The organism is Rossellomorea sp. LjRoot5 (assembly GCF_964253455.1).
Taxonomy (GTDB): Bacteria; Bacillota; Bacilli; order Bacillales; family Bacillaceae_B; genus Rossellomorea.
This window is the reverse complement of record NZ_CAXUQN020000001.1, coordinates 1664022-1684713: the sequence shown is the minus strand read 5'-3', so window position 1 is coordinate 1684713 and position 20692 is coordinate 1664022. Positions and strand designations below refer to the sequence as shown.

The window sequence follows — 20692 nt, the reverse complement described above, 5'->3', positions numbered from 1 at the left end:
TTAATTAAAAAAGGTTCATTAGTCATTAGGTGTTTTAGACTACTATTCCTTATACAAAAAAGAACCCTCCATAAAGGAAAGTTCTCTTTCGAATGTTACTTTACGGTTAAATTAGATCTTGTTCTTGACCAACCAGGCTGCCCCGATCACACCGGCATCATTTCCAAGCGTGGCAATACTTAAGTGTGTAGAAGTACGGACCGTCGGGAATGAAAACTGTTCAAAAAATGTAATGACGGGCTTTAATAAGATGTCCCCTGCTTTAGAGACTCCCCCACCAATCACGATTTTTTCAGGGTTCAGCCCATTTCCGAGATTCGCAAGTGATAACCCGAGATAGAAGGCTAATTGATCAATGACTGCCAAGGCAAGTCCATCTTGGTTTCTTGCCGCATCAAAGATATCCTTGGCGCTGATTGAACCGTGGGAATCCCTCAGGGCCCGAAGCGTTGATTCTTCCCCTGTGGCATCGAGTTTTTCGTTTGCGAGGCGGACGACACCGGTCGCTGAGGCAACGGTTTCAAGACACCCTGTCTTCCCGCAATTACACTGGTATCCGCCTTCCGGTACGACGGTGATATGGCCGATTTCACCACCTGCTCCTTTCACACCGTGAACGATATTGCCATTTGTGATCACACCGCCCCCTACGCCCGTACCTAATGTCACACATACGATATCCTTCGCCCCATCGCCTGCACCCTTCCACATCTCACCGAGTGCCGCACAGTTTGCATCATTGTCAATGACTGCATGTAATCCTGTTTCGACTTCAAGCAAATCTTTTAAAGGCGTATTATTCTCCCAGCCTAGATTGACCGCTTCGTAAATGATTCCTTTAGCCGTATCGACGGGTCCAGGTGCACCCATACCGATCCCAACCAGTTTATCCTTGCTCTGATCCAATTCTTCAAGCTTTTGATCTATCGCTTTCGCAATATTCACAATGATATTTTTTCCGTTTTCCGATTTATCCGTGGGGATTTCCCATTTATGTAAAAGCTCACCGTATTTACTCAAGAACGCAATCTTTGTTGTCGTTCCTCCTAAATCAACTCCAACTAACCATTTTTCTGTCATTTTTATCACCTGTCCTGTTTTTCTTTTTCAATTTCTATTTCATGACGCAACAAAAATAAAGCGGTCTGAAAATCCCGGGTATCGATCAGTTGGGATTGATAGAGTTCCTTTAATTCGCCTTCCATTAGTTGCAGGTCGGAAAGACGATGTCCAACATATATAATCGTTCCATAATTTTTGAGTAACTGTTGGATATCATAAATCGTTTTCATGCCATACACCTGCTTTCTCTTCTTCCCTATAAAGTATAAGTGAAAACCGCTTTCTTCTCAATCCTAAACAAACCAGTACGGACACAAAACAAAAAGAGATTTCCTTAAAGGAATATCCAGTAAGAAAATCTCTTTTCTATCGTTTCTAACGATCCGGATCTTTCGGATGCAGAAATCGCGGCCGCCTGTTCTTAAGGGGGATCGGGGAACGAATGAATACATCCCTGAATGCCCTGAGATTGAAGGGAATAAATGGCCACATATATGGAATGCCAAACGAACTCATTCTTGAGAGCATGATGATCCATAAGAATACACCCACTACAAATCCATATGCACCAAATAAAGCCGTACATATCAATAGGAAAATCCGCACCAGTCGATTAGCCAGACTCATCTCATAACTCGGGGTCGAGAACGTTCCGATGGCAGCGATCGCCAGGTAAAGAATGACCTCATTAATGAACAGCCCGACTTCAACCGCAACCTGCCCGATCATCAAAGCTGCAACGAGGCCAAGGGCGGTTGCCAGGGAAGACGGGGTATGTATGGCGGCCATCCTTAAAATATCGATCCCAATTTCAATGATTAAAAACTGAAGGAATAACGGGACTTCCCCTACATCATTCGGACCGATATAGGCCATGGGTTCCGGCAGCAGCTCCGGATGGATCGCAAATAAATAATAAAGGGGCAGTAAAAAGATCGATGTCCACACCGCAATAAACCTTACAAAACGCAGATAAGCCCCTACAGAAGGTTTATTCCTGTATTCTTCAGCATGCTGAAGATGATGCCAAAACGTGGTCGGGGTGATGAGGACACTCGGAGAACCATCCACCATGATGAGAACATGTCCCTCATATAGGTGAGATGCCGCAGTATCAGGTCTTTCCGTGTACCGGACCAGCGGATAGGGATTCCAATGCCGTCCCGCAATGTACTCTTCCAACGTTTTCTCCCCCATGGGAAGGCCGTCTGTATCGATCTTCGAGAGTGCATCTTTGATTTTATGCACCAACTTAGGGTCGGCAATGTCTTCTATATAACTGACAACGATGTCCGTTTTAGATCTTCTGCCTATTTGCATGTATTCCATGCGAAGAGAAGGATCGCGCACCCTCCGTCTTGTCAATGCTGTGTTAAATACAATCGTCTCGACATATCCGTCCCTTGAACCCCTTACCACCCGTTCTAAATCAGGTTCTTGAGGCCCTCTGACCGGATACGTCCTGGCATCAATCATAATAACCTTGTCAATGCCGTCCACGACAAGTGCTGTCGGACCTGCCAGTACTAAATCGATCACCTGATTCAAGTCATCTACTTGTTCAATCTCTATATAAGGAATATACGTTTTTAAAAGCTTTTCTAGCGTATCCTCTTCCAATTGTTCAGGACTGAGTCCAGATAAGAGCTTCATCAGATAATGCATAATATCATCTTTAACGAAGCCATCCACTAAAAACATGGCCATCTTTCTTTCTGCATACTCCAGATCCAACTGAATGACATCAAAGCTCTTGTCCACTGCTAAAGTATCCCTTAAATAATTGGTGTTTTCTTCAATCTGAGTAGAGACAGGCTTTTTCTTCTCATTCGACATTAGCCTTCACTCCCAATACCTTTACATGATTTTCCATCTTTACCATACTAGACAAAGAAGCCTGAAATCATACATCCTATCATATTCAATCCCATCGATTCATACTATGTAGAAAATGGACAAACCACTGGAGTGAACAAAATGAAGGATAGGCTGAAAGAAGCAATGCCATTTCTGGTGCTCATGTGTATAGTGGCTGTGGGCATTCAATTTATTTACAAGCCGCAAAGCCGGGAGAGCATCATTTTCTTTCCCATAAATGAAAACGTATCTTATGAATCGGCCACGACGCTTCTGATGCTCCAACCGGAAAAGAAAAATGATCATTATGAGGTAAATTGGAAGGTCTCTTCAAAGCTTGATACTCCCGCTTATTTACGTCAGGATGTCGGCTTTTTATATATGAATGGGAGATTGAAGGGTCTGATGAATGAATGGGAACAGGATACAGATCAGATTGATGAGGAATCGACCATAAAGGGGAAAGAGAGCAGTATTCTCCAAGCAGTAACGTTTCACTATTCTGAAATACATGAATCAGACACAGAGTTCACCAGCGCCCAGAAAATGTCAGAAGATACGCTGTACGTGATCGATTCCAATTTCAGTCCATTAAATGCCTTCAGGCAACCGGGGAGCGACACGGAAAAAGAATGGAAGAACATCCTGGACAAAGTGACGTCCCAACAACTCGATTATTTATGGGAAAATGCCCTTTCCTCCATGGGCATCAATGTCGATGAATACACCCCCATCCCACTGACCAGTCTCGCGATGTACGATGGCCGTCCCTTGGAGGGCTTCACCAGAAAGGAATGGGATCGCCTGATCGGTAATCTATGGGAAGGACTATATAAAAACTATTATTTAGGGATTAAAAAAGAGGACGGCTCTGTGGTGGAATCCATCGACAGTGCCATTCCTCTACTATTAGTTAAAAAAGATAAAAAAGAAGTCCTTGTGCTGCTCGTTGATCGTTATGGGGGCGCGTCCTTACTCAGACAGTTGATATCTTAATTGCTCCCTTGTAACTCTTTATAAAGTTTCTCATACTTTTCATCCTGCCTATTTAATTCATAGGCTTTTTTTGCGTGGAGGTAAGCTTCTTCCCTTTCCCCGGTATCGATCAATATCAAGGCAAGATTGTAGTGGGCTTCATGAAATCGATCATCTTCCTTTATTGCAGAGGTCAAATGCTTCTTCGCCGGTGCTAATTTATTCTGCTTGATTTCAGCATAGGAAAGGTAGAAATAGGTTTGTGCATTCGGAGCTCCTTCTTCCACTACAGGGGTAAGAAGGTCCTCGGCTTCCGCCCACTCCTGATTCGATATCTTTTCCTGGGCGACCCCATTTGCCGTATCGACATCCCAGGAACTTGAATCCTCTCCGATGCCATTCCATACCAATATACCTGTTATAAGAATGCTTCCAAGAAGAAACAGGAGCTGACGCACCGGCCGGATTGCGTTTGGCAGACTGACGATCCCTGCCGCAAGGAATCCTCCAATAAGACCCCCGATATGGCCAGCGTTGTCAATGCCGGGAAGGCTGAATCCCAGGACCAGATTCAATAAGATGACCGCAATGATATTGGTTCCCATGGTGCGGAAGAAAACATTTGGATGTAATACCCCAAAGTACAGGAGAGCACCGAAACAACCAAAGATCGCCCCACTTGCCCCTGCTGAAAGATTGGATGTAAACAGGAAGCTTGCAAGCGTGCCTGCGACTCCCGACAGTATATAAATGAGAACGAACCGGAGCCTGCCGAACATTTTCTCCACTGCCATTCCGAGATAATAAAGAGCGAGTGTGTTCATCAAGAGATGCAGTAATCCTATATGCAGGAAGATTGGTGTGATGAGGCGCCACCACTCCCCTTCTATCATAAGAGGATTATATTTTGCACCGAATTGAATGAGCGTCTCGGGGTCCTTACTCCCTCCATTCATTTCAAGAATGAGGAACATGATCACTTGAACAGCAATAAAGAGATAAGTAAAAAACGGTTTCCCTCTTTCAAATAACTGTCTCTCTTTCTGAATTTGCTTGGAGGAAGACGTCATGGCCATATTTTTGATCCAATTAACATTGGCTACCAATACTTCAGGGGGGAGCTCCCAGTCTCCATCATTGAAAAGTGGATGGGCTTTTAGCTTTTCCACACTTTCATCTCCATCTAGCAGAATAGGTTGGATGGTCGTTTTATGACGGTTCACCGGGTCGAGGAATAGATCTGGATCCCCATCGACAGGTGGAAAAGTAGATATGTAGAGATTCTTTATATGAAGCTGTCTTTTCTTCAGGGTTTTCCTGATTTTTTCTCCATTCATGGAGGTCAATTCCAAATCTCTCTTGACCCAGTTACCCCAATCCAGGTCCTTTCGAACGATCCGGACGATGTTTCCTTCTTTCATTCCTGAATTCTCCAACCATATTTCATCCTGGTCGGGGGAAAGATTCAGGATCCGATATTGTTTATATTCCACTAAATAGTGGGCTACTTTCCAAAATAAATAATGATATCGTAAATCCACAACATCCACTACTTTCTTTTTACTCTTTTAACCTACCGAAATTTCAATGTGTCTCCCCCTACTATACCGAACCTGTTTTTAATGTGTAAACAAAAAAGGCTGCAGGATGGGGTATGGCCCTCCTGCAGCCTTTTTTGGTCAAGAGCGGAATGCGCCCTGAATGAACTTCGAGCGAATACCGGGGATTCCCATGGCCGCTCTTACAGCAAATTTCCGTAGTAGAAAGTTCCCTAATAACAAGTTTAACAAACGATATCGATTTGGAACCAAAAAGAGAACCAAACCTCCGAGCACTAACCATTTTGTCCATCCGTTCATCATGATCCCTCCTGCTTATAGTTTGGATCATAACCGATTGGCTTATCCCATAAATTTATCTAAACCTGGCATTTTTTTGCCTGCTACCAATAGAGGAGAAGAAGGATCACTCCGGACATTAAGCTTGAAATGGCATTGACAAGTTCATTATTCATCCAGTAGCCCTTCGTTCTTTCGGTAGGCTGTCCGCAGTGGACAGTGGATTCCGTCTGTATCCCGCACACCCGGCACCTGTAATCCAATTGTACATACGCACCCAGCAATGTATCCAGGAGATTTCCAAGAAACCCGGAAAGTGTGATCAATATAAAGAGTCTGGTATCCATACCATCCAGCATGACCAGGGCTGCCAGTGCGATAAAAGCTGCACCCAGGATCGCCGCGATTGTACCGATAGGAGAAACGGCTCCCGATGTGCCTTTTGGAACTCTCCGGAACGACCTTAGGGAAAACGGTTGTTTATGACTTAAAGGACCAATTTCAGAAGCCCAGGTATCCGAATTTGCCCCTGCAACCGATGCAACAAAAGCAAATGACCATACGTTATCCCCTGTTATGCTGAACAACAGGGCGAATAGTGCTGCAGGTCCGCCGTTTGCCAATACTTGCTGCCAATCTCGTTTGGACGTCTTAGCGAGCCGGTCCTCTATCCCGATTTTGTGCTTTTTGAATAGATGAGACCATATACTTGACGAAAGGAAGAATGCCCCCAATACAAACAAGCCCCGGAAACCATATGCGATACCAATGAAAAGCCCGACCAACACCGCCATCCAAGCTCCTGATATACTTAAATTCTTGGTCCTCCATCCTCCAATCGCGATGGCAGGGATAAAGAGAAGAAGAAAGAAGAACTCAATCTTCACAATCGATCCGTCTCAAGTCCGTCAATATGGTTGACACCTGCATATCAAAGGATTCGATCGGCAATGATTCGACCATTTGCTCTTCAAAGGCAAGAGACACTGTGGTTCCTGAAAAGACTGAAAGCAGCCGGTCATAATATCCCCCACCAAACCCAAGACGGTAACCCGCATTGGTATAAGATAACCCCGGTACGATCATCAATTCAATGGATTCGTTATTTACAGCAACGGACTTCTCCGGGTCCGGTTCATATAAATTAAAATAAGATTGTTCCAACTGATGAAAATCATTCAGTTTATAAAAAACCAACTGGCGGTTCTCCGGGAGACACTTTGGCACGACGACTGTCTTTCCCTCTTCCCAGCCTCTCTTAATGATATTCCAAGTATCGAGTTCCGGAGGCTTTGAAATGGTAATTGATACAATGCTGCTTCGCTTCCACTCAGGAGACCCAAAAAGGCGCTGTTCTATTTCGAAACATTTTTGTTGAAATGCAATATGACCAATGGATTTTAAAACTTGCAGCTGAGATTTCCGCTTTTCCTTTTTAGACATATGATCCCTCCACGCTTACTATCCTGAAATTATTTTAACGGATTTCCCGCATAAATGCGACAGCCCTTACGCCAGCTACTCTTCAGTATAAATTAGAACCTAATAAAGCATAAAAAAAAGCAGCGGATAAAATCCGGCTGCTTATTTCGTTTCGCGGTGAAGAGTCACACGCTTTAATTTCGGGCAATATTTTTTTAGCTCTAAACGGTCTGGGTTGTTACGCTTGTTCTTAGTAGTAATATAGTTACGCTCACCAGTTTCTGTGCAAGCCAAAGTAATGTTTACACGCATTATAATTTCCCTCCAAACATATACATCTTCTACTATTCATACGACTTTTATATAATATCACTTTTCCCCGGGAAATGCTAGTCCGTTTTTTATTCTATCACTTAAATTTGCAACCTCTTCTTCCAGCTCACCTTCAACGGCATATACTTTCCCCTGTTTCACTTCGAAGGGCTTGAAAGAGAAATCCAGCATATACACCATCATATTGAGGCCATTTGTTATGGGATGGTAGTATAAGCTACCTTTGCTTAAGGATTTCTTCCAAAGTTTGAGCCCCTTCAGATTAAGAGGATAGATTGTTTTCTTTACAGATTCTGCACAGGAAACAATATTGGTGATGGCAACCCGTTTTCCGCTGTAATTCCAGAATGTATCCTTCGAAAGGGACAGAACCCCCACTCCATCTTCCTTGCAGGCGAGCCACTCGATGAGAAAGAAAACTTTTAGCTGGCGATTTCCTTTTGACATATTCTCCATTTCGAATACATAAGATTCACCCCACCCCTCAACCTCTTCCTTCACTCTTACTTTAATATCCGTTAGGGAAGAACATTTCTCAGAGTGGACGGGCGTATACTCATTTTTCTTGTTCCAGGCAATTCCTTGAATATGAAACGTTCGATTCAGATTCTCCCTCATTAGCCTCTACACCTTTTGCCAGATTTTTATTTTCTTTCCGTAATATCTTGCAAACTCCCTTGCCAGATTTCTTCTGTCCGCATTGGAATAGATGATAAATCCTCTCTTTGGATCACTTATGATTTTCGTCCGGCCCCCATCCCTGTGATCGAATACGATTTCTTTCTGACTGGAGGAAGACGGAACCGTCTCAAGCAGTTTTGCAAGCACCATCGGTTTCTTTCCATTTGGACAGGCTACCTGCAGACGGGTGATGAAAGGCTCCATCAAGCCCTTTGAATGATGGAATCCTTTCTTAAAAGAGGGAGGAGAGAAATGTCCCCTCATAAGATCGTCCCTTGCACATTTATATTCTTCCGGGTTACCGATGTCTCTCCAATAAGCACTGGTCTTAAACACGTATACTTCTTCATTATTCAACAAAAGCCGGGGAATGAAATCCTGCCCGAAATCTTTGGCACCAATGTGGGCATAGCGATCCAAAAGCCTTGGATCAAGCATATATACACCTGTATTGACTTCATTACCCGCCCACTCTTCGGGCTTTTCGATAAAACCGACTAATTTGCGGGTTTCGTCCGTATGACAGATTCCATATTCTTTTGGATTCACCACTTCCTTTGACACCACGGTCATGACCGCTCTTTTCTCATAATGGAATTCAATGACCTTGTCGATGGGAATATTGGTAAAAGCATCCCCGCTAAGAACCAGGAACGGTTCTCGCAGCCTGTGCCGTGCGAGGAATATGCCACCCGCTGTCCCCAGTGGGGATTTTTCCTCAAGATACGTGATATTCACATTGAACCGTTTCCCGTTTCCGAAGTAATCTTTAATGGTCTCACTTTTATAACAAGTCGTAATCAATATATCTTTTATTCCATAAGAACTTAGGAGGTTAATGCTATATTCAAGTATTGGCTTATTCAGTATCGGGACCATGGGCTTCGCAACGGACATCGTATATGGCCTTAATCGCCTGCCTTCTCCACCTGCCAATATAACCGCCTTCATCTTTTTATGCCCTCGACTTTTGATTGAAGAAGCACATCATCATATACATGAATGGTCTGATCTGCGATCCGGTCCCAGCTGAACATGGACTGTGCCATTTTAAAACCCAGTTCACCCAGCTGTTCCGATTTTTGGGGATCTTCAATTAATGAAATCAATTGAGTATAGAGACTATGTTCCTGATTGGGTTCAAATAATAAGCCGGTTTGTTCGTGTTTCACAATGGACTTCAGTCCACCGGTATTGGAAGCGACCACGCCTTTCCGGAAGGCCATCGCCTCCAGAGCAACAATCCCAAACGGTTCGTACAAACTTGGAAAGATGACGGCCAGGCAATTCTTCAAATGGTCATTTCGTTCACGATCCGAAATGTATCCGACAAATGATACGTAATCAGAAAGCTGCTCCTCGATAACCGTCTTTCGATATTGCTCGAGCATCGGACCCTTCCCTGCTATGACGAAGGAGATGTTATAACCCTTTTCCTTTAACCGTGAGGCTGCACGGATGATGGTATCAAATCCTTTCTCATGAACCATCCTTCCAATTGAAAAAAAGTATGGCGTCGATGGTTTGGAAAAGGTATAGGGGGATAACTGGTCCAGTTTCTCCATTTCCACACCGTTTGGTATGACAGCGATTGGTGCTTCTATCGTGAATAAGCTCTTGATTTCGTCTTTCATATGCTCACTGCAGACGATGAGATGATCAGAAGCACCGATGAGAAGCTGCTCTTCCCCATGGATCTTGTGTTGCAAATCGGTATAAATCCCTTGATTCCTGCCATGTTCGGTAGCATGGATCGTGGTGATAAGAGGAAGGGAATAATAGTCTTTCAGCTTCATCGCTGATGTCGATACGATCCAATCATGGGCATGGATATGTGTGATTCTTTCATCTCGTATCAAGTCATGCGCGTACTGAATGAAGGACTGATTCAAATCGAATACCCATTTAAAGAAATCTTCTTCATATGGATGCAAAGGATGGACCCGATGAATCGTGACACCTTCCATTTTCTCCAGGGCAAGTGCATCATTGGCCTTGGTGGTAAGAACATGCACATGCTTTCCTTTTTTCACAAGATTGTTGGCTAAATCATACACATGTCTCGATAACCCACCCACGATATTCGGCGGATACTCCCAGGAAAGGATCAGCACTGAATCATGCTTCTCTCCCACGTCACCCTTCATTCCGATGGAGAGCTTCTCAAGAATGTCGTCAGATGGAAAAGGGATCATTCTCTTGCGATGAAGAAGGAGATGTCCATCCTTATGCCCATCCATGACTTGTTCAAGCAACCGGTCGAAATGAACCGTAGTTAATCCATTCTCATCTTTAAACCTTTCCATGCTCGATACCCATTCCCTTATAATTTGAAAGGCCCACTCTGTTTCGGCTGACAACGCAACCATATTCTCCAACTGCTCTTCCATGCGATGAACCACCCGAATATTCCGAATGGCTGAATCTGCCATTATCGGGATTTGCTTCTCCATTCCAAGATACCCGAAGCCCACCCTTGAAAGAGCGGTAGGTTCTTCCAGCATGATTTCCATTGTATGACGGGCATTCCCTCTATCCAGTTTCAGTAATGCATCATAGTCTGATAGCGTCTTTACGAATACGATTGAAAGTGGTTGATCGTTTTCTTCCCGGTAGTCAATGCCCTCCTCAACAGGAATGAGCTTCAATCCCCTCGGCGTCCTGATCACACCTCTGTTCTGTTCCTTCTCACTATGTTCATAGGAAAAGGAAGAAATGAATGTATAGTCAATGCCTTGCTGAGTGAGATAAAGATCAATCCCCGGTACATACGCGGCTTGAGGTAACCAGAACGACTTAGGAATCATTTGAAAATATTGCTTGAATAGTAATGTACTCATCCGAACCTGGGATTCAATGGCCCGTTGAGTCCGGTAATGGGTGAATGGAAAAGGACTTACCGCCGTAGGGATGACGGTTGCTTTTCCTTCCAATGCGAGATGTTTGTAGGCTTGTACGAGATTCATGTCATAAGTTGACCACTGTGAATAGATGAACTGCCACTTATGTTTATCATGAGAGCCTGCTTGCAGGAGGTTGCTTTGAATGATAGCGTTCGCCCTCTCTTTAAACTCTTCGCTCATAAAAAGGGAGAAAAGGAGAGGATTCAACACGACAGGAATGGAACTACTCTCATTCCGATCAAGGAATTCGATCAATTCTCCATTCTCTAAAAGTAATGCAGTAAGCATATCTTCCCGCTCAAACACTTGAGAATATGAATATTCATTACATGTTGGATACACGATGATTTCTGAAAGAGCCTTCATGCCTTTTCCTCCCCATTCATGACATAATACGAATACGTGCTGACATGCTCCACCCACTTTGGTTCCTTGATTAATCCCTGCTCGTATTCCAACAACTCTTTCATACTGTGCGCCTCCTGTTGATGAGAGGTTCTCGGGGTATGAATGACATTGGAACGGGTAAAGGCAACAAAGTCCCCTGACGGTAGCCGCAAACCGATTTCCATGCAGTAGCTCCGGTTTTCCTTTAATCCGTTCAGGAACCAATCGGTTTCTGTAAATGGTACATACGAATCCGAATGGTGATGTTGATTATGACCATTAAAAGAAATAGAAGTAATATCATATAATCGAAGAACAAATGGCTGTGGGTCGGAGTTCATCTTAAAATGAGCCTTCACATGCCGGATCCAGTCATGGGAAATGTTCCAATAACAATAGATCCTGGAAGAAGTTGAAAACGTAATCGATAATTCGGTGGCTCTCGGGTTTCTCACTCTGCCCTTAGGCATCTTCCTGCCAAAAGCTGCTCTTCCTACACGCTTCTTCGGTGTTTCTGGTTCTATCATTTCAACATCTGCTGGAACCGGGCTATTCTCCAATGCTTTCTGGTACTTCACCCATTGATACTGAACCTTACCCACGGTTGTATTCAGTTCTTTGGCAATCCTCCTGAATGACACACCTTGTTCTTTTAACTTGATTATTTCTGTGATCAAAATCATTCCTCCTAAAACGAAACATTTATTATATGAATTCAATCTAAATATTATGACAATTAATCTTAAATTTATCGTAACACCGTATTGAAAAACCTACAATAAACGCATTTTGTCGTATCTTGTTACACATGATGGCAATAGGATTAAACGTGCATTTTTTTTATGATTTAGTATGCTGAAATGATAATAAAGCGATTACATTTCCATAACGACATTTTTCTTTGTGGATCTTGCCACGACATTCGACAAAATATTGGTATATCCCACACATTTATCCACGTATTATATAGAGTTGGAACATGATCTGTGCTATAAATAAAGGAGAAGAATACAGCTTGGGGTGATAAAGTGACTTACCTATTCATTGGATTAGTAAGCTTCTCTATCCTATTACTTGTCATTTCGTTTTTCCAACGGGATCGGTATCGTGATATTGAAAAAGATATGGAAGAATTATCGATGAATGTTCTGCAGGAGCATTATAAATTAAAGAAGCGAATAAGCGTATTGGAAGAAGAGCTCATGTTGGATGGCGATATGACCCTTCACAAGAGTCCAATTAACGAAATTATTAAGAATCAAGTCATATCCCTTTATAAGCAGGGGGTAAAAGTGGATCAGATCACAAAACAATCCACACTGTCTAAACAAGAAGTCCTCTCTATCATTCAGGACTCATGACGGCGAACAATAAATGCTTAGAACCAGAAAAACGGCTTACTCAACTGTTGGAGTAAGCCGTTTATAATATATATTGGCCATTTTAGTTCAGTTATTCAGATCAAATCGTTCACCGGTCACTAAGAATATGACATTTTCACAAATATTCGTGACGTGATCCGCTACACGTTCAATATATCTGCACGTAAACGCCAGTTGCGTAATTTGACTGATTTCATCTGGATAGTTCGGGATATACGTCATCAGTTCTTTTACCAGTTGGCCGTACAGTTCGTCTACCTCATCATCACGATCTGCCACTTTTTTCGCCATGGAAGCATCCTCAGTATAGAAAGCCGTCAGCGCTTCTTCGAGCATTTCTTCAGCAATCGAGAGCATTCTCGGAATTTCTTCAATCGGCTTGATCAATTTCTGGTTTCCGATATGCAGGGTAGACTTCGCGATATTCGTAGCCATATCCCCGATCCGTTCAATTTCAGAACAGATCCTTAATGCAGAGATGATTTTCCGCAAGTCCGTTGCTACAGGAGATTCTTTCGCAATGAGAATGATGGCAAGATTATTGATTTCATTATCATATTGATTAATGATATGATCTTTTTTGATGATTTCCTCTGCTTTTTCAATGTCTTGTGTCTTCAAGGCTACCACAGACTCTTTTAAAGATACTTTAGCAAGATCCGCCATATCGAAGAGTTTGTCTTTTAACTCTTTTAAATTATTATCGAAATTTCTTCTAATCGCCATACTTATTCCCCTTTGCTAAGTAATGATGAAGAACCATTTTTCTCGAAGTGCAAGTTAACCAAATCGTCCCGATACATAGTCTTCCGTTCTTTTGTCACTAGGATTAGAAAATATTTTATCCGTTTCGTCCAGTTCAATCAAGTCCCCTAATAGGAAAAAAGCTGTCTTATCAGAAACCCTTGCTGCCTGCTGCATATTATGAGTGACAATGACAATCGTATATTGTTTCTTGAGCTCACTGATCAGTTCTTCGATTTTGACAGTGGAAATGGGATCGAGAGCCGAGGTCGGTTCGTCCATCAGAAGGATTTCAGGTTTTGTCGCAAGTGCCCTGGCAATACACAGACGCTGTTGTTGACCACCCGACAGACCCATGGCCGGGGCATCTAATCGATCCTTTACTTCCTCCCATAATGCAACACTCTTTAACGTTGATTCCACGATTTCATCTAGCTCTTTCCTCTTTTTGACCCCATGCACTTTCGGTCCGAACGTAATGTTGTGATAAATGCTTTGCGGAAATGGATTTCCTTTTTGGAACACCATCCCCACTTTTTTTCTCAATTCAACTAAATCGACCTTGTCTGAGAGGATATTCGTCCCGTTGTAATTGATTTCTCCGGACATTTTAATCCCGGGCACCGAACGATTCATTAAGTTCAATGTTTTGACGAATGTCGATTTCCCGCATCCTGATGGTCCAATAATTGCGGTAACCTCTTTATCATAAATAGGAAACGTAATGTTTTTTAAAGCATAGTTATTTCCATACCATAAATTTAAGTCGTTTACATTAAATGCCGTTTTTTTCGTTGCAGCTATTGACACACGAAACCCCTCCAACTAATTGATCAACTGAAACGTCCTGAAATATAGTCTTCCGTCCTTTTTTCCGATGGATTGGTGAAAATCTTTTCGGTTTGGTCGAATTCCACTAAATCACCATTATAAAAGAATGCCGTCTTGTCAGAAACACGGGATGCCTGGCCCATGTTATGGGTGACAATGACAATCGTGTACTCTTTCTTCAAATCCGTGATCAATTCTTCAATCTTGGCATTTGAGATCGGGTCCAGGGCCGAGGATGGTTCATCCAATAACATGACCGTCGGTTTCATTGCAATGGTCCTTGCGATGCATAACCGCTGCTGCTGTCCACCTGATAATGAGAGTGCCGAAGTATGAAGACGGTCTTTTACTTCATCCCAAAGTGCCGCTTTGGTCAAACTTTCCTCTACCATATCATTCAAGACACTCTTCTTTTTGATTCCGGAAAATTTCAATGCATGAACAATATTTTCGTATATGGATTTACTGAATGGATTCGGCTTCTGGAAAACCATCCCGATTTCTTTGCGAAGGGCTACTACATCAATATCCTTACCAAGAAGATTTACATCCTCGTACATGATTTTCCCCTCTGCACGGGCGATAGGCACCAGATCATTCATGCGGTTAACCGTTCTTAAGAAGGTCGATTTCCCGCAACCGGAAGGACCGATCAATGCTGTCACAGCATTTTTTTCAATTTCCATGTTTATATTTTTAACGGCGTGATTATCGCCGTAATAGAAATCTAAATTCTGAACATCAATGATGGTCTCATTTTTGATTCGATCCGCTACTCTTGAAGAGCGCTTCTGATTCGTTTCTAATTGAACCGACATGTACTATCACACCTTCTATTATTTTGTCGCTGTCATTTTATTATGAATGTAGCTTCCGATGAATCGTGCACCCAGGTTAAAGATCAACACCGAAAGAATCAAGACGGCAGAAGCGCCTGCTGCTTTTTCATCTACATCGGGAATCAACCCTTGGGTGTTAACCGACCAAATGTGAACAGCCAGGGTTTCAGCCGGTCTGAAAAGATTCAAAGGAGATGTAGGCGAAACTGGATTCCAATCCATATAGTTCAATCTTGGAGTCGACAGTCCGGCTGTGAATAATAAGGCAGCTGCCTCACCGAATACACGGCCCGATGCAAGGATGGCCCCTGTCAAAATAGACGGGAATGCACCAGGGATGAGTACAGTTTTAACGGTATGCCAATTGGTGATCCCAAGAGCAAGGCTCGCTTCTTTCAACTCACGGGGTACGCTCCTGATGGCATCTTCACTTACACGAACCAATACAGGAAGATTAAATACCGTAAGTGCCAGGGCTCCACCTATAATGGTATATCCCCAACCCGTTGTATTTACGAACACCAATAGTCCAAACATTCCGATGACGATAGATGGTAATGAGGCCAGTACTTCAATACAAGAACGGATGGTATTCGTGATCTTACCTGGCTTTGCGTATTCAGCCATATAGATGCCTCCGCCGACACCTAGTGGAACCGTTATGATCATCGTGATGATCAGGATATAGAATGAATTGAATAATTGGTCACGGATTCCTCCACCGGCACGGACAGCACTGGATGGAGTTGTCAGGAAGTCCCATGTCACATATGGGAGACCTTTTACTAATATATAAGAAAATAAAGCGACTAATAGCGCAATGATGACTGTTGCTATACCAATGAAAACACCTGTGGCGATCTTGTCTGCTCTCTTACTATTCATTAGACTTTCCTCCTCGATGATAAGTAGCGGATCAATAAGATAAATATGAATGACATGATTAATAGAATGAGGCCCATCGACCAGAGCGTGTTGTTCTCTACGCTTCCATAAGTGGTATGTCCCATATTTAACGTAATGATCGTTGTCAACGTCGCTGATGCGTCTACTATACTTTGAGGAAGATCTCTTGTATTTCCTATGACCATTTGAACAGCCAGTGCTTCACCAAATGCTCTCGCCATACCCAGTACGACAGCTGTCAATAAGGTTGGCAATGCAGCAGGGATTAATACCTTTCTAATCGTTTGCCATCTTGTTGCCCCTAATGCATATGATCCATCGCGAAGGCTTTTCGGCAATGAACTCATGGCGTCTGTGGCAATAGTAGTGATGGTCGGCAAAATCATCACGGATAATACGATCATACCGGCAAGCAGTGAAAACCCGATACCGGAAGTATTAGACCGAATAAATGGGACCAATACTGTAAGTCCTATAAATCCATAAACAACTGACGGGATCCCGACAAGGAGCTCTACAATCGGCTGCATGATTTTCCTTCCCCATGATGGGGCGATATCCGTCATAAAGATAGCCGCTCCGATACCAAGCGGTGCTGCAATTAATGCAGAAAGAATCGTAACCGCAAAGGAACCGAAAATGAACGGAAGAGCACCATACATTGGATTTTCACCTGTAGGCTTCCAATCCGGGCTGGTTAAGAATTCAATTGGACTTACACCATTTTTAATAAATGACTGCAACCCTTTTGATGTTAAGAAAATGGTGATGGAAATTGTTGCGGCAATCATGATGACTGCACTTAATGTCACTAAGAATCTTCCCTTAAATTCACCGTTCATCCAAGATCTATTACTTTTAATCAGCCTCTTTGAGGCAGGTAGCTTGTTTTCCATATCCATAAACACCCCTAAATACGAGATAATAGGGTAAATGCCTTCAAGCATCTACCCTATCAATTTATTTAATTGCATCATCTTTACTTTTTCGTTTGTTTCCCTTCAGCGTCACGCTCTACTTCCATTTTTGTGGCAGCGATGTAACCTTGATCTTTCAGTAATCCAGTTTGAACATCTTTACTCATCATATAATCAAGGAATGTTTTAGCTAAACCTTCAGCTTCCCCTTTAGTGTAAGAATGTTGATAAGCCCAAATTGGGAAATCACCTTTTTGAACATTTTCGTCAGTTGCTTTAACACCATCGATTGATAGTGGAGTCACGCTGTCATCCGTGAAGTATGAGAATGCAAGGTAGCCGATGGCTCCATCAGTCTCATTGATGATTTTCTTTACAGTGTTTGATGAATCTTCCGTGATTCCTTCAGCAGGTGTTTCTCCATCAAGACCAAACTTAACGAATGTAGCACGTGTACCAGAAGAATCCGGACGGTTTACAAGAGTGATCTTTTGATCTTTACCACCAAGTTCTTTCCAATTCTTGATTTCACCAGTGAATACTTTTTTAAGATCTTCTTTAGAAATGTCTTCAATACCAACATTAGGATTAACTGCAGCAGTCATACCAACTACCGCTACTTTATGGTCAACTAACTCGTCCGCCGGGATTCCTTCTTTTTCTTCAGCGAATACATCCGAGTTACCGATTTGAACGGATCCTTCAGAAACTTGGGATAATCCTGTACCAGATCCTCCAGCGTTCACTTGGATATCTGCATCCGGATTTTCTGCCATGAATTCTTCAGCAGCTGCTGCAACAAGTGGTTGCATTGCAGAAGAACCTGAAACTACGATTGAGCCAGCTGTTTCTGAACCTTTTTTGTCGTCTCCAGCATTTTCATCTGTGCTGCTTCCATTCCCACATGCAGCGGCAAATGCTACGAGCGTTGCGATGATTAAAAGCAGTCCGTATTTCTTGAAGTTCTTCATTCTTTAATTCCCCCTAGAATATTGGTTGTTTTGTCCTACGAGTACTAGATTAATAGATGAGTGTTAATGGTGTTTTAATCGATTGTAAAGGTTTTGTAAATTCGACATTCCCTTTCATGATTCCGCGGTTCATAAAAGCTTAAAACCCTTATTGACACTAGTATTGTGTAATGATCGATGAATTATGTACGGCCATTAAAAAATGTCTATGTTTGATGAATTTATTAAACCGATTCACGGTTTCATGTGATCATTCACAATAAAAAAAGCTGATTCATGGAACAAATTTCCCATGGATCAGCTTTTTTAATTAGTTATTCTGTTCTCTTTCCTTCTGCATTTGCTCTTCTGCCTCTTCCGCGTTCTCGACTTTCTTGTTTACTGAAGTGGGATCTTTCTCTTCTTCCGCACGCTTCTTCTTTAATTCAAAGTACTTATCCATCACCCGTCTTGAGATGTACTTATTCACATATGGATCGGCCACGCCGCTTGCCTGGATATGAGAGGCCGGCACCACAGTGGCATACGCCACCTCAGGATTATCGTAAGGCGCATATCCAATCAACGTGGTGTTATAACTCAGTTCCCCGTCTATATACGTCTCAGCTGTACCGGATTTCCCCGCTGCATTATAAGGTGCGTCATGAAATAAGTAACCCGTTCCTTCAGGGTTATGATAAACACGATAGAAACCTTTTTGAACATGTTTGATCTGTTCCTGCGTCGCATCAATTCGATTCAGTACATTCGTCTCTTTCTCGAAAAGGATGGGGCCAAGGCTTTCCTTTTCATTGGTCGGTTCCCTTATTTCCTTCATAATGTGCGGCTGTACACGATATCCGTCATTCGCGATGGTGGAAACATATTGTGCCAGCTGCATGGTTGTGTACGTATCAAACTGACCGATCGCCAAATCCAGTAAGAAACCGGGATCTGTCTTGGTTCCTGTCAGACCGGCCGATTCCCCGGGCAGATCGATGCCTGTCGGGACGCCTAAACCAAATTGAGCGTAGTGATTTCTGAACACATCGAACGCTTCCGGGTTGTTCACAATCGGCTCATTCGGTACATACCGGCCACCGGCAATTTTCAGGGCAACCTTCCACATGTAGGCGTTGGAGGACTTCTCCAATGCGTATAAATCGGTCATCGGGATTTGCTGGTATTTATTGAACCAGGATGTTTTCGGTTTAGTCCCTTTGATTCTTAATGGTTCATCAATCAGAACCTCACCCGGCGTCAATTTACCGGTCATATATCCAGTTAATACCGTAGCGCCTTTCACAACGGAACCCACTTCATAGGAAGATGTAAAGGTTCCAAGTGCAGCGTCACGCATTTCGTACTTGCCCGTTTCAGAATTCTTGACATATTGTTTACCAGCCATCGCCAGGATCTCCCCGGTATTCGGGTCAATCATGACGACATACGCCCGATCCAGGTCTGGAGATGCGTCCCGATGAACAATCTGTTTACTTAATTCTTCTTCGATTATTTTTTCGATTTCACGCTGGAGTTCCATATCGATGGTAAGGACGATATCCTTGCCTCGCTGTCCTTGTTGCACAAGGACCGATTCCAGTACACTTCCTCCTTTGGTTACGTTCTTGATTTGTTCCTTTTTTCCTTGAAGAACATCTTCATATTCAAGTTCTACATAGCTCTTACCTACGCGATCATTCCGATTATAATCCTGAGCTAAATAGGAATCCACCAAATTCTTTGGCAATCCTTCCCTTGAAGAGGACACGTTCCCTAAAATGGTTCGTAACGTATTATCAAATACATAGGAACGCTTCCAATCTGTCGTCGTGTTGACACCTGGTAGTTCACTCAGATGCTCACTGACCGTTGCGAATTCCTCCGGAGTGACTCCTTCATTCTTCACAATCTGTGGATTAAGCGCATAACCACTGGAGAACTCACGGTAAATGGCGATGATCTCAAGGTCATTTTCTGTGAGTGAATCAAGCTCTTTCTCGGAAATCCGGTCGAGTCTCATTTGATACACTTTTTTATTCATGTCATCTTCAGACAGTTCTTCATTGCTTTGGAGCTTTTTGACTTCCCCGGCCGAGACTTTTGCACCGGCTGCTTCAGGATGCTTGATGATCCAATAATCCTTCTTGTCCCGCTCAGTCACGTCTCCCGTATCTTTTTCGATGAACCTGGATAGTTTGGACGCAACTTCGATCATTTCATCGATCTTGGTATTGTTTGCCCGTGTATACGTGACGGCATTCAGCGGAATATTATCGACGATCACATTCCCGTAACGGTCATACATTTTCCCACGTGGCACACCTGTATTGACCACGACATCTTCCGTTCTATCCACTTCTTTTTTATAGCTCTCCCCATTCACGATCTGAACAAGTCCAAGTCTAAGTACAAGAAGGGAAAATAATAAGAACACGGCAAAAAACAGCAAATTCATCCTGACGGGAACATGCGTCTTTCTTTTTCTCTTATTTCTTTTCAAGTCTTCCAACCCTTCCTCTATGTAAAAATCTCTCTGTGCTCTTGTTTCGTTCCTGGTTGATTGGACATCTAACAAGGAGGGAACAGAATCATCTTTATCCTATCCCTTTATTTTATAGAAAATTTCAAGGATAATCTAGCCATAAGTAAAGAGAGGAAATCT

21 protein-coding genes are annotated in these 20692 nt (G+C 42.9%); 2 read left to right on the top strand and 19 right to left on the bottom strand.

The window, feature by feature from the left end:
- Window positions 1-111: 111 nt before the first annotated feature.
- The 3 genes from ACSQ2E_RS08560 to ACSQ2E_RS08550 all read right to left on the bottom strand — a co-directional run bounded on the left by ACSQ2E_RS08560 (window position 112) and on the right by ACSQ2E_RS08550 (window position 2898).
- Window positions 112-1080, bottom strand: a complete 969-nt coding sequence (locus ACSQ2E_RS08560) for an ROK family glucokinase (RefSeq protein WP_435990147.1) — start codon at window positions 1078-1080, stop codon at window positions 112-114.
- 5 nt (window positions 1081-1085) lie between these two features.
- The gene (locus ACSQ2E_RS08555) at window positions 1086-1292 is read right to left on the bottom strand and encodes a YqgQ family protein (protein WP_435990146.1); all 207 of its coding nucleotides are present in this window, start codon (window positions 1290-1292) and stop codon (window positions 1086-1088) included.
- Between the two features lie 145 nt (window positions 1293-1437).
- Window positions 1438-2898, bottom strand: coding sequence for a spore germination protein (locus ACSQ2E_RS08550; protein ID WP_435990145.1), 1461 nt, complete (start codon window positions 2896-2898; stop codon window positions 1438-1440).
- Between the two features lie 141 nt (window positions 2899-3039).
- Between ACSQ2E_RS08550 and ACSQ2E_RS08545 the strand changes: the two genes are divergently transcribed.
- Window positions 3040-3915, top strand: a complete 876-nt coding sequence (locus ACSQ2E_RS08545; protein WP_435990144.1) for a hypothetical protein — start codon at window positions 3040-3042, stop codon at window positions 3913-3915.
- On the opposite strand, the gene ACSQ2E_RS08540 is transcribed toward ACSQ2E_RS08545, so the two are convergent.
- The 9 genes from ACSQ2E_RS08540 to ACSQ2E_RS08500 form a co-directional block, all read right to left on the bottom strand.
- Window positions 3912-5435 (bottom strand): rhomboid family intramembrane serine protease, encoded by a 1524-nt coding sequence (locus ACSQ2E_RS08540; protein WP_435990143.1) that lies wholly within the window; start codon window positions 5433-5435, stop codon window positions 3912-3914. The two genes, ACSQ2E_RS08545 and ACSQ2E_RS08540, sit on opposite strands and share 4 nt — an antisense overlap.
- Window positions 5436-5573: 138 nt before the next feature.
- A complete protein-coding gene (locus ACSQ2E_RS08535; protein ID WP_318019851.1) occupies window positions 5574-5756 on the bottom strand; it encodes a hypothetical protein in 183 nt (60 codons plus the stop codon).
- 80 nt (window positions 5757-5836) lie between these two features.
- Window positions 5837-6619: a DUF92 domain-containing protein gene (locus tag ACSQ2E_RS08530; RefSeq protein WP_435990142.1), complete on the bottom strand. Its 783-nt coding sequence runs from the start codon at window positions 6617-6619 to the stop codon at window positions 5837-5839.
- Entirely contained in the window at window positions 6609-7175 is a 567-nt protein-coding gene (locus tag ACSQ2E_RS08525) for a 5-formyltetrahydrofolate cyclo-ligase (RefSeq protein ID WP_435990141.1), read from the bottom strand. The genes ACSQ2E_RS08530 and ACSQ2E_RS08525 overlap by 11 nt, the downstream gene beginning before the upstream one ends.
- Window positions 7176-7316: 141 nt before the next feature.
- Complete coding sequence (gene rpmG, locus ACSQ2E_RS08520; RefSeq protein WP_064091498.1) at window positions 7317-7466, bottom strand: 50S ribosomal protein L33; 150 nt, start codon at window positions 7464-7466, stop codon at window positions 7317-7319.
- A 57-nt stretch (window positions 7467-7523) separates the two neighbouring features.
- Complete coding sequence (locus ACSQ2E_RS08515; RefSeq protein WP_435990140.1) at window positions 7524-8105, bottom strand: hypothetical protein; 582 nt, start codon at window positions 8103-8105, stop codon at window positions 7524-7526.
- Window positions 8106-8111: 6 nt separating this feature from the next.
- Window positions 8112-9119 carry a nucleotidyltransferase family protein gene (locus ACSQ2E_RS08510; protein WP_435990139.1) on the bottom strand — a complete coding sequence of 336 codons (1008 nt, stop codon included), beginning with the start codon at window positions 9117-9119 and terminating at the stop codon, window positions 8112-8114.
- The gene (locus ACSQ2E_RS08505; protein ID WP_435990138.1) at window positions 9116-11437 is read right to left on the bottom strand and encodes a glycosyltransferase; all 2322 of its coding nucleotides are present in this window, start codon (window positions 11435-11437) and stop codon (window positions 9116-9118) included. The genes ACSQ2E_RS08510 and ACSQ2E_RS08505 overlap by 4 nt, the downstream gene beginning before the upstream one ends.
- Window positions 11434-12135: a DUF4912 domain-containing protein gene (locus tag ACSQ2E_RS08500; RefSeq protein WP_435990137.1), complete on the bottom strand. Its 702-nt coding sequence runs from the start codon at window positions 12133-12135 to the stop codon at window positions 11434-11436. The genes ACSQ2E_RS08505 and ACSQ2E_RS08500 overlap by 4 nt, the downstream gene beginning before the upstream one ends.
- Window positions 12136-12486: 351 nt before the next feature.
- On the opposite strand from ACSQ2E_RS08500, the gene ACSQ2E_RS08495 reads away from it, so the two are divergent.
- Window positions 12487-12819, top strand: a complete 333-nt coding sequence (locus tag ACSQ2E_RS08495; RefSeq protein WP_435990136.1) for a hypothetical protein — start codon at window positions 12487-12489, stop codon at window positions 12817-12819.
- 87 nt (window positions 12820-12906) lie between these two features.
- Here the strand turns inward: ACSQ2E_RS08495 and phoU are convergent, their stop codons facing one another.
- The 7 genes from phoU to ACSQ2E_RS08460 all read right to left on the bottom strand — a co-directional run bounded on the left by phoU (window position 12907) and on the right by ACSQ2E_RS08460 (window position 20551).
- Complete coding sequence (phoU, locus tag ACSQ2E_RS08490) at window positions 12907-13566, bottom strand: phosphate signaling complex protein PhoU (protein WP_435990135.1); 660 nt, start codon at window positions 13564-13566, stop codon at window positions 12907-12909.
- A gap of 54 nt (window positions 13567-13620) precedes the next feature.
- A complete protein-coding gene (pstB, locus tag ACSQ2E_RS08485) occupies window positions 13621-14394 on the bottom strand; it encodes a phosphate ABC transporter ATP-binding protein PstB (RefSeq protein WP_435990134.1) in 774 nt (257 codons plus the stop codon).
- 23 nt (window positions 14395-14417) lie between these two features.
- A complete protein-coding gene (pstB, locus tag ACSQ2E_RS08480) occupies window positions 14418-15233 on the bottom strand; it encodes a phosphate ABC transporter ATP-binding protein PstB (protein WP_435990133.1) in 816 nt (271 codons plus the stop codon).
- Between the two features lie 18 nt (window positions 15234-15251).
- Window positions 15252-16139, bottom strand: coding sequence for a phosphate ABC transporter permease PstA (gene pstA / locus ACSQ2E_RS08475; RefSeq protein ID WP_034757612.1), 888 nt, complete (start codon window positions 16137-16139; stop codon window positions 15252-15254).
- The gene (pstC, locus tag ACSQ2E_RS08470) at window positions 16139-17062 is read right to left on the bottom strand and encodes a phosphate ABC transporter permease subunit PstC (RefSeq protein WP_098439856.1); all 924 of its coding nucleotides are present in this window, start codon (window positions 17060-17062) and stop codon (window positions 16139-16141) included. The genes pstA and pstC overlap by 1 nt, the downstream gene beginning before the upstream one ends.
- A 77-nt stretch (window positions 17063-17139) precedes the next feature.
- The gene (locus ACSQ2E_RS08465; RefSeq protein WP_435990132.1) at window positions 17140-18048 is read right to left on the bottom strand and encodes a phosphate ABC transporter substrate-binding protein; all 909 of its coding nucleotides are present in this window, start codon (window positions 18046-18048) and stop codon (window positions 17140-17142) included.
- 310 nt (window positions 18049-18358) lie between these two features.
- Complete coding sequence (locus ACSQ2E_RS08460; protein WP_435994466.1) at window positions 18359-20551, bottom strand: peptidoglycan D,D-transpeptidase FtsI family protein; 2193 nt, start codon at window positions 20549-20551, stop codon at window positions 18359-18361.
- Window positions 20552-20692 lie beyond the last annotated feature (141 nt).

Bases quoted from the DNA above. Each gene is read 5' to 3' on its own strand.
- ACSQ2E_RS08560 (WP_435990147.1), bottom strand. From the start codon at position 1,080: ATGACAGAAAAATGGTTAGTTGGAGTTGATTTAGGAGGAACGACAACA.
- ACSQ2E_RS08555 (WP_435990146.1), bottom strand. From the start codon at position 1,292: ATGAAAACGATTTATGATATCCAACAGTTACTCAAAAATTATGGAACG.
- ACSQ2E_RS08550 (WP_435990145.1), bottom strand. From the start codon at position 2,898: ATGTCGAATGAGAAGAAAAAGCCTGTCTCTACTCAGATTGAAGAAAAC.
- ACSQ2E_RS08545 (WP_435990144.1), top strand. From the start codon at position 3,040: ATGAAGGATAGGCTGAAAGAAGCAATGCCATTTCTGGTGCTCATGTGT.
- ACSQ2E_RS08535 (WP_318019851.1), bottom strand. From the start codon at position 5,756: ATGATGAACGGATGGACAAAATGGTTAGTGCTCGGAGGTTTGGTTCTC.
- ACSQ2E_RS08525 (WP_435990141.1), bottom strand. From the start codon at position 7,175: ATGTCTAAAAAGGAAAAGCGGAAATCTCAGCTGCAAGTTTTAAAATCC.
- rpmG (WP_064091498.1), bottom strand. From the start codon at position 7,466: ATGCGTGTAAACATTACTTTGGCTTGCACAGAAACTGGTGAGCGTAAC.
- ACSQ2E_RS08515 (WP_435990140.1), bottom strand. From the start codon at position 8,105: ATGAGGGAGAATCTGAATCGAACGTTTCATATTCAAGGAATTGCCTGG.
- ACSQ2E_RS08510 (WP_435990139.1), bottom strand. From the start codon at position 9,119: ATGAAGGCGGTTATATTGGCAGGTGGAGAAGGCAGGCGATTAAGGCCA.
- ACSQ2E_RS08505 (WP_435990138.1), bottom strand. From the start codon at position 11,437: ATGAAGGCTCTTTCAGAAATCATCGTGTATCCAACATGTAATGAATAT.
- phoU (WP_435990135.1), bottom strand. From the start codon at position 13,566: ATGGCGATTAGAAGAAATTTCGATAATAATTTAAAAGAGTTAAAAGAC.
- pstB (WP_435990133.1), bottom strand. From the start codon at position 15,233: ATGTCGGTTCAATTAGAAACGAATCAGAAGCGCTCTTCAAGAGTAGCG.
- pstA (WP_034757612.1), bottom strand. From the start codon at position 16,139: ATGAATAGTAAGAGAGCAGACAAGATCGCCACAGGTGTTTTCATTGGT.
- pstC (WP_098439856.1), bottom strand. From the start codon at position 17,062: ATGGATATGGAAAACAAGCTACCTGCCTCAAAGAGGCTGATTAAAAGT.
- ACSQ2E_RS08465 (WP_435990132.1), bottom strand. From the start codon at position 18,048: ATGAAGAACTTCAAGAAATACGGACTGCTTTTAATCATCGCAACGCTC.